The 15,248-nt window shown below is 67.4% G+C and carries 13 protein-coding genes; 8 read left to right on the forward strand and 5 right to left on the reverse strand.

Annotation, left to right across the window (positions count from 1 at the left end):
• Window positions 1-12 precede the first annotated feature (12 nt).
• Genes ACFC4D_RS02685 through ACFC4D_RS02695 form a run of 3 tightly spaced genes read right to left on the reverse strand, consistent with a single transcriptional unit; the run spans window position 13 to window position 4,569 of the window.
• Window positions 13-1,419 carry a hypothetical protein gene (locus ACFC4D_RS02685; RefSeq protein WP_375967088.1) on the reverse strand — a complete coding sequence of 469 codons (1,407 nt, stop codon included), beginning with the start codon at window positions 1,417-1,419 and terminating at the stop codon, window positions 13-15.
• A complete protein-coding gene (locus ACFC4D_RS02690) occupies window positions 1,416-3,146 on the reverse strand; it encodes an oligosaccharide flippase family protein (RefSeq protein WP_376061389.1) in 1,731 nt (576 codons plus the stop codon). Before ACFC4D_RS02690 ends, ACFC4D_RS02685 begins: the two co-directional genes overlap by 4 nt.
• A complete protein-coding gene (locus ACFC4D_RS02695; protein ID WP_376061390.1) occupies window positions 3,139-4,569 on the reverse strand; it encodes a polysaccharide pyruvyl transferase family protein in 1,431 nt (476 codons plus the stop codon). The genes ACFC4D_RS02690 and ACFC4D_RS02695 overlap by 8 nt, the downstream gene beginning before the upstream one ends.
• A 156-nt stretch (window positions 4,570-4,725) precedes the next feature.
• Between ACFC4D_RS02695 and ACFC4D_RS02700 the strand changes: the two genes are divergently transcribed.
• From ACFC4D_RS02700 to ACFC4D_RS02715, 4 genes are all read left to right on the forward strand, one after another.
• Entirely contained in the window at window positions 4,726-5,967 is a 1,242-nt protein-coding gene (locus ACFC4D_RS02700) for a GNAT family N-acetyltransferase (RefSeq protein WP_376061392.1), read from the forward strand.
• Window positions 5,968-6,033: 66 nt separating this feature from the next.
• The gene (locus ACFC4D_RS02705; protein WP_376061393.1) at window positions 6,034-7,188 is read left to right on the forward strand and encodes a glycosyltransferase family 4 protein; all 1,155 of its coding nucleotides are present in this window, start codon (window positions 6,034-6,036) and stop codon (window positions 7,186-7,188) included.
• A 30-nt stretch (window positions 7,189-7,218) separates the two neighbouring features.
• On the forward strand, window positions 7,219-8,211 hold the full coding sequence (locus ACFC4D_RS02710) for an NAD-dependent epimerase/dehydratase family protein (protein ID WP_376061394.1): 993 nt from the start codon (window positions 7,219-7,221) through the stop codon (window positions 8,209-8,211).
• A 4-nt stretch (window positions 8,212-8,215) separates the two neighbouring features.
• Window positions 8,216-9,094 (forward strand): polysaccharide lyase, encoded by an 879-nt coding sequence (locus ACFC4D_RS02715; protein ID WP_375967080.1) that lies wholly within the window; start codon window positions 8,216-8,218, stop codon window positions 9,092-9,094.
• A 7-nt stretch (window positions 9,095-9,101) separates the two neighbouring features.
• On the opposite strand, the gene ACFC4D_RS02720 is transcribed toward ACFC4D_RS02715, so the two are convergent.
• Window positions 9,102-10,487, reverse strand: coding sequence for a sugar transferase (locus ACFC4D_RS02720; RefSeq protein ID WP_376061396.1), 1,386 nt, complete (start codon window positions 10,485-10,487; stop codon window positions 9,102-9,104).
• A 503-nt stretch (window positions 10,488-10,990) separates the two neighbouring features.
• Between ACFC4D_RS02720 and ACFC4D_RS02725 the strand changes: the two genes are divergently transcribed.
• The 4 genes from ACFC4D_RS02725 to ACFC4D_RS02740 are packed head-to-tail and all read left to right on the forward strand — an operon-like array spanning window position 10,991 to window position 14,674.
• Window positions 10,991-12,223 carry a methyltransferase domain-containing protein gene (locus tag ACFC4D_RS02725; RefSeq protein WP_376061398.1) on the forward strand — a complete coding sequence of 411 codons (1,233 nt, stop codon included), beginning with the start codon at window positions 10,991-10,993 and terminating at the stop codon, window positions 12,221-12,223.
• Window positions 12,220-13,002, forward strand: coding sequence for a glucose-1-phosphate cytidylyltransferase (locus tag ACFC4D_RS02730; protein WP_364633581.1), 783 nt, complete (start codon window positions 12,220-12,222; stop codon window positions 13,000-13,002). Before ACFC4D_RS02725 ends, ACFC4D_RS02730 begins: the two co-directional genes overlap by 4 nt.
• Window positions 12,999-13,649 carry a PIG-L deacetylase family protein gene (locus ACFC4D_RS02735; RefSeq protein WP_376061400.1) on the forward strand — a complete coding sequence of 217 codons (651 nt, stop codon included), beginning with the start codon at window positions 12,999-13,001 and terminating at the stop codon, window positions 13,647-13,649. Before ACFC4D_RS02730 ends, ACFC4D_RS02735 begins: the two co-directional genes overlap by 4 nt.
• Before the next feature lie 2 nt (window positions 13,650-13,651).
• Window positions 13,652-14,674 (forward strand): NAD-dependent epimerase/dehydratase family protein, encoded by a 1,023-nt coding sequence (locus tag ACFC4D_RS02740; RefSeq protein WP_376061890.1) that lies wholly within the window; start codon window positions 13,652-13,654, stop codon window positions 14,672-14,674.
• Window positions 14,675-14,680: 6 nt separating this feature from the next.
• Here the strand turns inward: ACFC4D_RS02740 and rfbC are convergent, their stop codons facing one another.
• Window positions 14,681-15,238, reverse strand: a complete 558-nt coding sequence (gene rfbC, locus ACFC4D_RS02745; RefSeq protein ID WP_376061402.1) for a dTDP-4-dehydrorhamnose 3,5-epimerase — start codon at window positions 15,236-15,238, stop codon at window positions 14,681-14,683.
• Window positions 15,239-15,248: the final 10 nt, after the last annotated feature.

Below are 15,248 nucleotides of genomic sequence, written 5' to 3' on the forward strand. Positions count from 1 at the left end.
GCCCGTCCGTGGTTATTCGGGACCGCGCGAGGGGGTGAAGACCCGCTCGCCCGGCACTGCCTGCTGCGCCGGGGGACGGGCGGCCACATCGCCGCTCGCCTCCTGCGGCGCATCGATCAGCACCGCGCCGAGCACGGTGGTGTCCAGCGCCGCGAGTAGGCGGTGCGCACGCCGGGCCGCGGCGGCCACGGTTGTGTTCTGTTCCAGCACGACGACGGTCAGTCCGGTGGTGGCCGCGATCACCTGCGATTCGACGGCGTCCAGCAGCGGTGGTGCGATCACCACCACGAAGTCCGCGCGATCGTGCAGTTGCGTCAGCAGCCGGGAGAAGCGCTCGCGGCTCAGCGCGGTGAACGGGTCCGCACCGGTGCTGCCGGGCGGCAGTTCGGTCAGGTACGGATTGCGCGTCTGCAGCAGCGCCTTGCCGAGATCAGCTCGGCCCGCGAGCAATTCGGCGACGCCGACGCCGCGGGTGCGGCGCAGATCGGCGTGCACCAGAATGGTGCGCACGCCCTGGCGGGCGCGTTCGTCGGCGATGGCGCGCGCCACGATATCGGCTCCGGTGCCGGGTCCGGGCGCGGCCACCGTCACCGCCGCCCGGGTCGCGGGAGCGGCCAGGCCGACCGCGGTGACCACCTGTTTGAGCGCCCGATCCCGTTCGGCGGCAGTCTTTTCGGTATCCGGCGGCACCACGGCCAGCGCGGTCATTCCGGCCTTGCGCTCGATATCGTCGGCCGTGCGCAGCCGGCGCGACACCGTGCCCACCACCAGTGCGATCGCACAGCCGATGAGCAGTCCGCCGACCCCGTACGCCATCAGTGTCGGCCACGTCGTCGGATTCGTGCGCACCACATCCGAGGCCAGTTGCAGATCGATGAGCTTGTTCGAGGTGTCGGCGTTGATGCGGTTGATCTGATCCTGCATCTGGGTCAGCGAGACATCGCTGACCACGCCGTTGGCGGCGCGAATATCGTCGAACGGTTTGCGCACCGCCGCGATGGCGGCGTCCTGGGCGGCGCGCAGCCGGGCATTGATCTCATCGCGGAAAGCGTTGCCCGCCTTGGCCGCGGCGTCCTGGGCGAGCTGCGGTGTGCTCGCGGTGGCCTCGATGTAGAGGATCGGGCTCGATGCCACGGTCCGGGCCGCGAGGGTCACCGATTTCGGCAGCCCCGCGGTGGATTTGAGCTTGGCCTGATACGCCGGATCACCGAAGTACTGGGCATAGCCCACCGAGAGCACCGCGTCCTGATCCGGGGCGCGGTTGGGCGAGCCGACGGTCATGGCGACCCGGCCCGTATACGTCGGCTGCGCATCGCGGGTGCTCAGGAATCCCAGCGCCACCGCCAGTGCGACAGCCACCAGCACCAGCCATTTGCCGCGCCAGATTCGTAGTAGGTGAACTCGTGCGGCGCTGTTCAATTCTTCTCCCTCGAAGAGCGGGGCTCCGCGTTCCCGGATATCGCCGTCCGGGAGTCGTCGTTACGTCTGGGCTTCAATCGCGCTGCCAGCCTGGCGAATCCGCGGACCACATCCGGGGCCAGGACGGCCAGCACGAGCAAGTAGATCGCGGTGAAGGCGAGCGTGTCCAGGATGAGCAGCCCGACCGCGATCAGCAGTGATCGCGAATCCGAGTGCAGCACCTGATGTTCCAGATACCAGGTGGCCGCCAGGGCCAGCGCCGCGGCGGGCAGCGGGGGTCCGATCGCGCGAATCAAGGCGAACAGCGGCACGCCGAGCGCGGAGCGCGCCAGCGTGGTCACCACCACCGCGACCACCATCGCGGTGCCCGAGGTCGCGAGTCCGACACCGGTCAGACCGTAGAACTTCACCAGCACCAGCAGCAGGCCGATGCCGAGGAATATCTCGATCGCGGTCTGCCAGTTCAGCAATTTGGTGTGCCCCGCGCCCTTGATGGCTTCCTCGCTCACACTCATCCAGGCTTTGCCGAGTCCGAGTCCGGCCATGGCGACCACGAGCACACCGGCCGCGCGCCAGCGCTCACCGAAGACCACCACCACCGCCGGTTCACCGAGCGCGATGATCAATCCGGTCAGCGCGGCCGCACCGATGGTGGCGAGCCGGATGGCACGCAGGTACGCGGCTTGCAGACGGGCCCGGTCGCCTTCCTCGGCAATGCGCGCGAAGGCCGGAAACAGTGAGAAGGCACCGACTTCCACGATGAACCGCACCGGAATCTGCGCGATGCGCTGCCCGTACCGGTAGTGCCCGAGCGCGGCGGAACTGAGCCCGCGCCCGACCACCGCGGATTCGACGGTGCTCTGTATGCGCGAGCCGAGCATGTTCACCACCACCGGTGAGCCGTAGCGCGCGAGCTCGCGCCACAGCTTGATGGACGCGCGCCCGCGTCCGGGCCGCCAGCGCGCCAGCCACCACACCGTGATCACCCAGACCACATAGGAGGCGTAGCTGCCGATGACCATGCTCCACACGCCGAAGCCGAAGATGGCCAGCACCACCGATACGACGGCGAAACTGATCGATACCGCCGGTCCGACGATGATCCGGCGTTTGACGCTGAAATCGCGCTGTAGCAGCGCTTCCGGCACATTGGTGAGCGCGAAGATGAGCAGGTAGCCGGAGGTGGTCGCGGCGATCAGGCCGATGGTGTGATTGTGGAAGACCATGCCGATGATCGGCGCGGCCGCCAAAGCGCCCAGCGTCATGGCCAGACCGTTCAGGAACGAGGCCCGGAACACCGTCTCGGCCGCATCCTCGACCTGTGATTCCCGCTGTACCAGACCGGATCTGAGCCCGCCCTCGACAAAGGTGGTCAACAGCATGGTGAGCACGGTGCCCGCCGCGAAGATGCCCACCTCGGCGGGACTGAGCAGCCGCGCCAGCGCGATGGTCTGCCCGAAGGACACCACCTCGCTGAAGGCCAGCGCCGCCGCCGAGGCCAGCGCCACCCGGCCGACCTGTTTGGTGAGGGTGGAATCGCCCGCGGGCGCACCGGTTTCGGCGGTCACCGCCACCGATTCGACCGTGGGCGGCGCACCGGGTTCGATGCGGGTCAGCGCGGTGGGCAGGTAGATCTGAACGGTATCGGCATCGTGCACGTGCCGCAGGATCAGGTCGTAGGCTCGGATGGAGCCCCGGCCCGGAACGTCGCCGTCGTGTCTATGCATGCTCGATATGCGTTCGTTCGAGCAATTCGAATAGTCGGTCGTAGACCTGCTGGCTGCTCGCCACCTGTTCATCGGCCCTGGCGCACAGGGTGTCCCGCAGTGCGGGGGCATCCTCCCAGGCATCGGCGATGGCGGCGCGCAGCCGCTCACCGAATTCGGGATCGTCGAAGTGGATCAGGCGCACACCGCCTTTGAACATATCGTCCAGACCGAGGAACTTGTCGTCGTAGTACTCGGTGGAGGTGAGCGCGACCACCGGAATGCCCTGGCTCAGCGCGAAGACCGCGAGATGGTAAGCCCCCGTGACCAGTACCCGGCACCGCGACAGCTGTGCGGCCACATCGTCCGGGCGCACGAATCGGTCCAGGGGCGCTACCGGATTCGCGCTGCCGCGCACCAGCGGGACGGTGGTGGCGCGGTCCGGTGAGCCCGGGGTCTCGGCGATGATGAGCGGCACCAGTCGCGCGCCGAATTCGGCGGCGGCGGCGCGCACGGCGATGCCGACGCCGTCCTGTGCCAGCCGGGCCACCGGTGAGTATTTGGCGACCCGCAGGCACACGCCGATATCGCCGCCGAGTTCGCCCGCGCGCGCATCGCGCGCGAGTTCGATGGCATCATCCCCCGTGACGGTCACCGCTCCCGGCGAAACCCCGAGCGATTCCAGCAGTTCCGGTCCGCGCCTGCGCTCGCGCAGGGCGATGAGCGGCAGCTTGGTCAGCGCCCGCGACGCCTGTGCGGTGAGCTCCGGATCGCGCAGCGGCCCGATCCCCTGCCCCACCAGCGCCACCGGAATGCCCGCGTCACTTGCGTATTCGAGCAGATCGAGCACCCGCCCGGCCTGCGGGATATCGGCATCGGTGAGATAGCCGCCGCCCAGTCCGATGACCAGCGACGCCTCGCGCACGGCCCGAGCCGCCCCCGGATGGCGGCGCTCGATCCGCGGTGCTGCGTCATCGGAAAGCGGCGCTGCGCCATCAGGAAGCGGCGCTGTGTCATCGGATAGCGGCACGGCGTTCTCGGAGCCGGGCACATCGGGCTCCGCCGCCGGGCTCGCACCACGATCACGCAGCTGATCGCGCAACCGAATCGCCTTGGGCAGCAACCAGGCTCGCGCCCGCAGCCATGCGATGGCCACCGGCCCGACGACCGCCGGACCCAGCGCCGCCGCCACACGTTCATTCAGCCGGGGCTCGCCCCAGGGATCGCGATCGCCGACGGTGATTCCGACCGCGCCCGGAAAGTATGCCGCCACCAGGGCGGGCGATTCGGTCATGATGCCGATGCGCGCCAGCGGCCAGCGGGCGCGCACCCGGCGCACCGTCACCTCGAGCATGGCCACATCGCCGTAATTGCGCAGCCAATACTCACTGTTCTCGATGAGCACCCGATGCCCAGATCCCCCGCACGGCAGTCCGGTTCCCATCTTCGACCTCCCCCGGCCACACCCGTGCCGTAGCTTGCGTTCGGCTTCGACTGCACTCGCAACAGTAACTCAATTAGCCACACCCACAACCGCTTTGCAACTCTTGGCACACAGCTACGCAGCGGTGCGCAGCGGATTTCCGGTAACGTCGATCGCATGCCGCAACGCGCCGCGGTCACCGGGTCCGCCCGCCGCCGAATCGAGCTCGGACCGGTGCTCGTCGCCGGACATCGGGTAGCACTGCGCGAGACCCGGCTATCGGATTTCGAACCGTGGCGACGGCTGCGCGCCCGGGATCGCGAATTCATCGAACCGTTCTGGACCACCTCGGCGCTGAGCTGGGAGCAGCGGCATTCGCGGGCCTGGTGGGTACGCGAATACCTGCGCCAGCGCCGGGCGCGGGCGGCCGGGTACGCGGTGCAATTGAGTGTGCTGGTGGACGGCGAATTCGCCGGGCAGTGCACGCTCGCGCCCATCGATCACGCCAATCATGCCGCCGAACTGGGTATTTGGCTGGATTCGCGACGGGCGGGGCACGGGGTGGGGACGGTCGCGGGCGCGCTCGTCACCGATCACGGTTTCGGCGATCTGGGCCTGCATCGCATCACCGCGCCGGTATGCGTCGGCAACCATCCGGCACGCCGGTCCGCGATTCGGGGCGGGATGTGGCTCGAGGCCACCATGGCGCGCGGTATGAGCGTGGGCGGACAGCCCCGCGACCATGAGCTGTGGGCGGTCACCGCGGATAGGGCACCAACCGGCGGGTATGTGACCGCACTCATATCCACCGGCGTTGCCGCCGAACGCATTTCACCGCGTCCGGCGGCCGTGCTGACCCGGCTCACCGATCATCGGCGCACCCTCGGCACGGTCTCGCCGACGGTGCTGCTCATCGCCGCGCGGTACTACCTGGGCGCGCGACTGCGCCGGAATGTCACCGGCGGCCCGGCGCTGCCGGATGCCCTATACACCCACGACAGCGCGGATCAGCGCATCTCGCTGCGGAAACACCAGTCCCGCCTGCCATCTCGCCGCAGTCCGCGCATCCGCTACGAGGTCACCGCGGCGGGCCGCCCCATCGGCAATCTCATCGTCGGCACCTCGGACGCGCACCCCCGGCTCACCCTCGAACTCGATCCGGATCCCGCGCATACCAAGGCCGCCGCGGCCGGGCTGGCCCTGCTGCTCGACTACACCCGCGATGAACTCGCCCTGGATCGGATGGAGGCGCTCATCGATCCGGCCGCGACCCATCTGCCCGGTATCGCCGCGGCCGCCGGATTCCAGCGCGAGGGCGTCCTCACCGGAGCCCGGCTCGGCCCGGACGGCCGCTTCCACAATGTCGAACTCTGGGCCGCGATCACCGAGAATCAGTCGCGCACAAGCGCTCCCGGATAGGTAGAGTGCCGCGTAGCCCAGGTCTGCGGGGGACGGCTGTGGCGGTGACGCATCGAGGAGCACACGTTGGGCCTGAACGTTGTCATGATCGCGACCTATCCGTTCGAACCCGGAAAGATCGTGGGCGGGATCGAATCGGTGACGAGCACCCTGGTGCCCGCCCTCGCGGCTCGCGACGAGATCGACAGGCTCACCGTGCTGCGCTTCCACACCGGCGAGGTGCCCGTGCACACCCGGCAGGAAGGTCCCAAGGTCGAGATCCGCTATCTGCGCGGACAATCCCGGCTCGGGGTGGCGACGGGCTCGTATCTCGATGTGCGCCAAGCCCGCCGGATCATCGCCGAGCTGAATCCCGATGTGGTGCACGCGCAGGAGATCGGCCTGCGCGGCGATATCGCCACCCAGATCAGCCTGAACACCATTGTCACCGTGCACGGCCTGGTGCATCTGGAGACGAAACTGCAAGCGCGCGCGAGCATCAAGGAACGGGTGCGCTATCACCTGGTGGCCGCCATGGTGCGCCGGGTGCTGCGCCGGGCGAAGGTCGTCATCTCCATCTCCGACTATGACGCGAAGGCGCTGGCGGGCATGGTGCGCGGGGAGCACATCAGCATTCCCAATCCCACCGCGCCGGAATTCTTCGCGCTCGCGCCCTCGGCGACGACCGAGCCGCGACTGCTGTTCGCAGGTGTGCTGTCGCCGCGCAAGAATCCGGAGGGTCTGCTGACCGCGTTCTCCCTTGCGGTACAGCGGGTTCCGAAAGCCCGGCTCACCGTTGTCGGCCCGCAGCCCGATGCCGAGTACGCGCGCGCCATTCGCGCGCACGCCACCGCGCTGGGGCTGGACGACAACCTCGAATTCACCGGCATGGTCGACAATGACCGGCTGCGCGAAGAGATTTCGGCCGCCCGCGCCGTGGTGCTGTTCTCCCAGGAGGAGACCTCGCCCACCATCCTGGCCCAGGCCATGGCCGCCGGGAAACCGGTGCTGTCCTCGCGCGTCGGCGGTATCGGAGAGATGGTGACCGACGGCGAGAACGGTTATCTGGTCGCGCCCGACGATGTCACCGCACTGGCCGCGCGCATGGTGGAACTGCTCGAAAATCAGGAACTGGCACTGGATCTCGGCCGGCGCGGCCATGAGATGGCCCTGGAGAAATTCGAACCGGACGCGGTCGCGCGCCGCACGGTAGAAACATATCGCCGGGTCGCCGGGATGTAGTGGACGTCGAGACCGCAACGGGGAGAGACCGTGACCGCATCGCAGCAAGATTTCAACTGGACCGGGGCCGCCGTACTGGTGACCGGCGGAGCCGGATTCATCGGATCGCACCTGGTCGAACTGCTCGTCGCCGCCGGGGCACGGGTCACCGTGCTGGACAACTTCACCTCGGGCAGCCGGGACAACCTCGCGGCCGTGGCGGACGCGATCACGCTGCGGGAGACCGATATTCGGCAGCTGGACTGGCCGGAGTACCTCACCGATCATCCGGCCGATTTCATCTTCCACCTGGCCGCCAACGCCTATGTACCGCCCTCGGTGGAGGATCCGGCCTTCGATCTCGAACTCAATTTCCAGACCACCTTCCGACTACTGGAAGCGCTGCGCGGGCTGAAATGGCCGGGCCGCCTGGTCTTCGCCTCCAGCGCCGCGGTCTACGGCAATTCGGTGCGCATCCCGATCAGCGAGGACGATCCCACCGTGCCCATCTCCCCGTACGGGGTGGGCAAGCTGGCGGCCGAACGGTATCTGGCGGTGTTCGCGAACCTGTACGGCCTGAATATGGCCTCGGTGCGGTTCTTCTCGGCGTTCGGGCCGCGCCAGCGCAAACAGGTGGTGTTCGATCTGCTGGCCAAACTGGATCGCGATCACGAACGGCTGTTCATCCATGGCGACGGCACCCAGGTGCGCGATTTCCTGTTCGTCGGCGATGCCGCGCGCTCGGTGATGATCGTGGCCGCCAATGCCCCGTTGCGCGGTGAGGTCTACAACGTGGGCGCGGGACGCGAGTACACCATCGACCAGCTGGCGAAATCGCTGTGCTCCATCACCGGATTGCATCCGGATTTCGATTACAGTGGCAGTAATCGGCCCGGTGATCCGGAACAGCTGGTGGTGGACATCTCCCGGCTCAATGCCATTGGCTACCAGCCGCATACCGACTTCGATCAGGGCTTGACCACGACTGTAGCGTGGTACGAGTCGCTCACCGGCGCGAGTTGGCGCCATTCACCACAGGAGTAGCTCGTTGCGGTTCGCCCGCGCCTTCGGGGTCCTGCTGCTCGCCGTGCTGACGGGCTGCGGAGCGCCGGATGTCACCGTGGTCTCACCGACCCCCGATGTCACCACCGCCGCCGAACCCTTCGTGGCGGATCGGTTCGTCGGCGATTTCGAGACCGGTAATTTCGATCAGTGGGCCGACTGCCAGAACATCGCGGTCCGCAGTGAACCGTGCACCAGCTATCACGATCAGTCCGATCGCATGCAGGTGGAGACCTCGGTGGTGCGCCAGGGCCGCTATGCCGCCAGATTCGAAGTGCACCAGGGCGATACGCCCGGCAAACTGTGCTGCGGTGATCGCGCCGAGGTGAGCGGCGAGGAGGCCACCCGCTCCGATGAGGGCGATGACCGCTGGTACCAGTGGAGCACCCGCTTCGAGAACGGCTTCCCGGCCGATCACGGCTGGACCGTGCTGTCGCAGTGGCACGCCAATGAGGACGGTCCGCCGCCGCTGGCGGTGGCGTCCGGACCCACCAATGTGGGCGTGAACCGCTGGGGCGTGGTGGTTTCCACCTATGACGCCCCCGGGCATCCGGGCGCGACGTATACGCCGTGGAGCACTCCGCTGATCACCGATACCTGGCTCGACATCAAACTGCATGTGCTCTGGTCGACCCGCGATGACGTGGGTTTCATCGAACTGTGGATCGGCGGCGTGCGGCAGGTGTTCGACGCCGAACCCTGTGCGGGACAGACGCGCTGTATGGTCCGCACGCTCATGCCGCACGGCGGCGGCACCTATTTCAAGCAGGGCTACTATCGCGATCCCACCATCGGCGGCCCCGGCGTGGTGTTCCACGACGGATTCACCGCCGCGAAGAACGAGGCGGCACTGGCTCCGCTATAGGGCCCGGCTATAGCGCCTGTCCCCTGGTCACCGCGCCGATGGATTTGGCGATCATCACCAGATCCAATACCGCGGACCAGTTCTCGACATAGGACAGGTCCAGCCGCATGGCGTCCTCGGGCGTGAGATACGAACGACCGCTGACCTGCCAGAGCCCGGTCACACCGGGCCGCATCAGCAGACCGCGCAGGGTCACGTCATCGTCCGGATCGGCGTGCAGCCGCACCTGCGGGCGCGGTCCGACAATGCTCATCTCACCGCGCAGCACATTGAGGAACTGCGGCAGCTCGTCCAGCCGGTGACGGCGAATCACCCTGCCCACCGGCGTCATTCGCGGATCGGCCCCGGTGCCGAGCAGTGCGTCGATATGCACTTCCGGCTCGGCGTACATACTGCGGAATTTCAGCATGCGGAACGGGCGGCCGTCCCGGCCGACGCGCTCGGACCGATAGAAGACCGGCCCGCGACTGGTGGCCTTGATGGCGGCCGCGATACCCAGCAGCATGGGCGCGATGGCGATCAGCACCACCAGCGCGAAGCAGAAGTCGAAGGCGCTCTTGCGAATCGATTTGGAGTGGCCGTACCGCGGTTTCGTCACCTGGAGCACCGGCATATCGGCGACGATGCGATGGGTGAGCTGAGTTCCGGAGATGCCGATCAGCCCGGGCGCGACCAGCAGCTCGATGCCGTGCGCATCCAATTCCCAGGCCAGACCACGGAAGTCGGCGAGATTCAGGGTGTCGGTGACGGTGACAGCCACCGCTTCCGCGCCGGTACCGCGGGCCGCGGCCAGCACCGCGCCCGGTCCGTCCGCACCGGTGCACACGCCGATGACCTGGTACGCGCTGTGCGGATCGCGAGCGAATACCGCCGCCATCTCCTGTGCCGCATCGGGATTGCCGACGATCAGCAGATCGCCGCGGTGCACACCCTGCCTGGCCGCCCAGCCACGCCAGCACCACCGCCCCGCCAGCAGTCCGGCGCCGCCGAGCAGCAGTGCCGCTATCAGGTAGGACCGGGAAAGGCCCAGGCCGAGCAGCATGGACGCGATGGCCAGGCCGCCGAAGAGCTTGAGCGAGACCGACACCACATGCCGGTATTCGTCTGTGCCACTGCCGATCGCGCGCGATACCCGGGTGCCGGTGAGGGCGAGCACGGTGCTCCAGGCCGCCACCAGCAGCACCGATATCGCGGCGTAGGGAATACCGATCGGCAGTGGCCGCGGGGCACAGGCGCACTGTGCCGCGATGACGGTGACGGTGAGGATCGCCAGTTCGCTCACACCCACCCGGCGGGCGTAATCCGCTTGCCGCCGTTCACGATCCGAGCGCGGCACGGCTCGGGTGAAACGGGTCGAGCGCACGATGCGACCGGCGGACATCTCGAAACTCATGTACGAACGCACCTCCCCCACGGGAGAACTGGGTTCCGATCCCCACTGATCAGTTCCTCAAACGGGCTGATGCCGGTCCCCGCGTGGCATACCGCTGGGGCCGCCGACTCTTTCGGTGGTAAGAGCCCGAATGTTACACACCCCGCACTCGCGCGACGGCGAAAACTGCGGGCTACCAATGTTTCCGGAGGATTGCGGTAAGCGTCGCAACCGGTTTCCCGTTTGTTTCCCCCATCCCTCCCCCGAACGCGTAATCGCAGGCCGCCGCATATGGTTTCGAGCACATTAGATACGCGTAACCCTTGAATTGCAAGACTCGCGAGGTAGCCGATCGACTACCGACTTCTGCGAGTCGCAGAAATCCACTTCCCGGATGCCGGGAGGTCACCCGCAGACCCGGCGGTGGCGGCCAAACCTGTTGTAACGTAAGGCCGGATCGAGCCGACCACAGTTCAGCCGGCCTTTGCCGCCGGGTCGGTATCGGTGAAAGGTGGGGATTTCGCGTGCACTGCCGTCTGTGCTCTTCCAGCAATTTGGTGAGCGTTCTCGATCTGGGGGCGACACCGCCCTGCGAGAAATTCCTGACCGCCGCGGAGCTGGATCAGCCGGAACCCACCTATCCGCTGCACCTGCGGGTCTGCGCGGACTGTCTGCTGCTGCAGATCCCGGCGCTGGTCACCCCGGCCGAGACCTTCACCGAATACGCCTACTACTCTTCGTATTCCGACAGCTGGGTGCAGCACGCCAAGCTCTTCGTCGAGGAGGCCACCCAGCGGCTCGGGCTGAACGGTGATTCGTTCGTGGTCGAGGTCGCCAGCAATGACGGCTACCTGCTGCAGCACGCCGTGGCCGCGGGCATCCCGTGCCTGGGCATCGAACCCTCGGTGAATGTGGGTGCGGCGGCGCGCGAGAAGGGCGTGCCCACCGAGACCGCCTTCCTCGACGAGGAGCTCGCAGCCCGGGTGCGGGCCGAACGCGGACCCGCGAATCTCGTTGTGGCCAACAATGTTTATGCGCATATCCCGGACCTGCTGGGTTTCACCCGGTCGCTGCGGGCGCTGCTGGCCGATGACGGCTGGCTCTCCATCGAGGTGCACCACGCGCTGAACCTGGTGGCGCTGGGCCAGTTCGACACCATCTATCACGAACACTTCCAGTACTACACGGTGCTGGCGGCGCAGCGGGCGCTGGCCACCGCGGGGCTCACGGTAGTGGATGTGGAACTGCTTCCCACCCATGGCGGTTCGCTGCGCCTGTGGGCCCGGCCCGATGCGATCGCCGAACCCGGCGAGCGGGTCGCCGAGGTGCTCGCGCTCGAGGCCGAGGCCGGATTGCACGATGTGGCAGGCTATCTCGCGCTGCGCCCGCGTACCGAGGCCGTGCGCCAGGAGCTGCTGCGCTTCCTGCTCGAGGCGCGGGCCGACGGTAAGCGCGTGGTCGGCTACGGAGCGCCCGGTAAGGGCAACACCCTGCTCAACTACTGCGGTATCCGCCCGGACCTGCTCGCGTACACGGTGGACCGAAACCCTTACAAGCACGGGCGATTCACGCCCGGCACCCGCATTCCCATTCATCCGCCCGAGGTCATCGACGCGGACAAGCCCGATGTCGTGCTGGTACTGCCCTGGAATCTGGAAACCGAGATCACCGCGCAGTTGAGCCGGGTGACCGACTGGGGCGGCGAGATCGTGTATCCGCTCCCCACCCTGCATCACGCTGAGAGGCCGGCGAAATGAAGGTTGTACTGTTCTGCGGCGGCTACGGCATGCGCATGCGCAACGGCTCCGAGGACGCCATCCCCAAACCCATGCAGATGGTCGGGCCGCGCCCGCTGATCTGGCATGTCATGCGGTACTACGCGCACTTCGGGCATAAGGACTTCATCCTGTGCCTCGGGTACGGGGCCGCGCACATCAAGAACTTCTTCCTGACCTATCAGGAGTCGGTATCCAACGATTTCGTGATCCGCGGCGGGAAAGTCGAACTGCTGCAATCCGACATCAGCGACTGGACCATCACCTTCGTGGACACCGGGGTCGAATCGCCGATCGGAGAACGACTGCGCCGGGTGCGCGATCACCTCGAGGGTGAACGGTACTTCCTGGCCAACTACGCCGATGTGCTCACCGACGCCCCGCTGGACAAGGTGATCGGTGATTTCCAGGCGTCCGGGGCCGCGGCGTCGATGATGATCGTGCCGCCGCAGTCCTCCTTCCACTGCGTGGACGTGAACGCGGCGGGTGAGGTCAAGAACATCACCCCGGTCTCGCAGCTGCCCATCTGGGAGAACGGCGGCTATTTCGTGCTCACCCAGGACATCTTCGACCATCTACCGCCCGGCGGGGATCTGGTAGAGGACGCCTGCGGTGCGCTGGCGGCGCAGGGACGGCTGTACGGCTATCAGCACCACGGCTTCTGGAAGCCCGCGGACACCTTCAAGGAACGCGCGGAACTCGATTCCGGCTATCACTCGGGTGATCGCCCGTGGATGGTGTGGGAGCAAGCCAGAGCATGATCCGACTCGATACCGGGGCCGTCCGGGAGATCGCACTGCTGGCCGCGCACTGCGATGATCTGGCCATCGGGCTCGGCGGCACCCTGCTGACACTCGCCGATACCGTTCCCGGACTGCGCGTCCGGGCGCTGGTGCTGACCGGCGCGGGCACCGAGCGCGCGGTCGAGGAGAAGCAAGCCTTGGAGGCCTTCTGCCCGGGCGCGGAGGTGGATCTGCGGATTCTGGATATCCCGGACGGCTACGCACCCGCGCACTGGGAGCGCGCCAAGCGGGCGGTGGCCGAGCTGCGCCGGGACGGCAACCCAGATCTGGTGTTCGCGCCGCATCGCGGTGACGCGCACCAGGATCACCGGCTGCTGGCCGAACTCGCGCCCACCGAATTCCGGGATCAGCTGGTACTGGGCTACGAGATCCTCAAGTGGGAGACCGACACCCCGCAGCCCTCGATCTTCCATCCGCTGCCCGAGGGCTACGCGGAGCGCAAGGCCGAACTGCTGCTCGAACACTATCCCTCGCAACGGGATCGGGACTGGTTCGACGCACAGTCCTTTCTCGGGCTGACCCGGCTGCGCGGTGTGCAGTGCCGGGCCCGGCACGCGGAGGCATTCCTGCTGGACAAGGCGATCATCACTTTCGGAGGGCAATGAGCATGCGGGTACTCGTCACCGGGCATCAGGGGTATCTGGGGACGGTCATGGTGCCGGAGCTCCAGGCGGCCGGACATGAGGTAACCGGTTTGGACACCGGCTATTTCGCCGAATGCGTCCTGGGTGACGCCCCGGAGCCGCCGCCCGGGATCGCGGTGGACCTGCGCGATGTGACCGTCGAACAGCTGGCCGGATTCGACGCGGTCGTACATCTGGCGGCGCTGTCCAATGACCCGCTCGGGGCGCTGGCTCCGCAGATCACCTACGACATCAACCATCACGCCTCGGTGCGGCTGGCCCGGCTGGCCAAAGCGGCCGGGGTGCGGCGGTTCCTGTACGCCTCCACGTGTTCGGTCTACGGTGCGGCCGGGGCCGGACTGGTCACCGAGGACGCACCGCTGCGCCCGCTGACCCCGTACGCCGAATCCAAGGTGCGGGTCGAGGACGATGTGGCGGCGATCGCGGATTCCGGGTTCTCGCCCGTATTCCTACGCAATGCCACGGCTTTCGGATTCTCGCCCCGGCTGCGCGCCGATATCGTGCTCAACAACCTGGTCGGCTACGCGGTGCTCACCGGTGAGGTGAAGGTGCTCTCCGACGGCACGCCGTGGCGGCCGCTGGTGCACGCGCAGGACATCGCGCGCGCGTTCGCCACCTGCCTGGAGGCCCCGCTGGAGGCGATTCACTGCCGCGCCTACAACGTCGGCACCGAGGCCAATAACCTCACCGTCGCCGAGATCGCGCAATCGGTCGTCGAGGCGGTGCCGGACTCCAAGCTGCTGATCACCGGTGAGAGCGGGGCCGATCCGCGCTCGTACCGGGTCGACTTCTCCTATGCCAGAAAGGAACTCGGCTTCGAGGCGGCCTGGAGCATTCCGGACGGCGCGGCCGAGCTGTACCGCGAATACACCGCGCGCGGACTCACCAGCGATGCCTTCTTCCAGCGCTTCACCCGCCTGGCACACCTGACCTCCCTCAAGGAGGCCGGAGTGCTCGATGACGAACTGCGGCGGATCGGAGCCTGAGTGCGACTACATTCCGAAGGCGGTGAGCAGGTCCCGCCAGGAGTTCGCGGCGGCATCGCGGTCCGAGACCACGGTGACCGGCTGCGGCCACTCGATCGCCAGATCCGGATCGTTGTACGCGATGCCGATATCCTCGGCCGGATCGTGCGGCCGGTTGATACGGTAGCAGACATCGGCGACCGGGCTCACGGCCTGGAAACCGTGCAGGAACCCGGGCGGTACGAACAGGTTCCGGAAGTCATTGTCGTCCAACAGGAAAGCCTGCTGGCGGCCGAAGGTCGGCGAGTTCGGGCGAATGTCCACCAGCACGTCGTGCACCGCGCCGTGCGCACACCGCACCAGCTTGGCCTCACCCCGGCCCGCCCGGCCGTGCATTCCGCGCACCACACCGCGATGGGAGCGCGATTGCGAATCCTGGATGAAGCTCGCCGCGAAACCCGGTCGCTCCAGGTACTCGTCGAACTCCTCGGCGTCGAAAGTGCGGGTGAACAGGCCGCGGTCGTCCCGGAACGGGTCCGGGGTGAGCACCAGCACGTCGGCGAGCTCGGTGGTTTCGATGCGCATCAGGCCATCG

The sequence above is a fragment of the Nocardia sp. NPDC056000 genome, assembly GCF_042269265.1.
Taxonomy (GTDB): domain Bacteria; phylum Actinomycetota; class Actinomycetes; order Mycobacteriales; family Mycobacteriaceae; genus Nocardia.

What these genes read in the sequence shown, in the direction of transcription:
- ACFC4D_RS02690 (WP_376061389.1), bottom strand. Translation starts at nt 3,146, where the DNA reads ATGCATAGACACGACGGCGACGTTCCGGGCCGGGGCTCCATCCGAGCC.
- ACFC4D_RS02695 (WP_376061390.1), bottom strand. Translation starts at nt 4,569, where the DNA reads ATGGGAACCGGACTGCCGTGCGGGGGATCTGGGCATCGGGTGCTCATC.
- ACFC4D_RS02700 (WP_376061392.1), top strand. Translation starts at nt 4,726, where the DNA reads ATGCCGCAACGCGCCGCGGTCACCGGGTCCGCCCGCCGCCGAATCGAG.
- ACFC4D_RS02720 (WP_376061396.1), bottom strand. Translation starts at nt 10,487, where the DNA reads ATGAGTTTCGAGATGTCCGCCGGTCGCATCGTGCGCTCGACCCGTTTC.
- ACFC4D_RS02730 (WP_364633581.1), top strand. Translation starts at nt 12,220, where the DNA reads ATGAAGGTTGTACTGTTCTGCGGCGGCTACGGCATGCGCATGCGCAAC.
- ACFC4D_RS02735 (WP_376061400.1), top strand. Translation starts at nt 12,999, where the DNA reads ATGATCCGACTCGATACCGGGGCCGTCCGGGAGATCGCACTGCTGGCC.
- ACFC4D_RS02740 (WP_376061890.1), top strand. Translation starts at nt 13,652, where the DNA reads ATGCGGGTACTCGTCACCGGGCATCAGGGGTATCTGGGGACGGTCATG.
- rfbC (WP_376061402.1), bottom strand. Translation starts at nt 15,238, where the DNA reads ATGCGCATCGAAACCACCGAGCTCGCCGACGTGCTGGTGCTCACCCCG.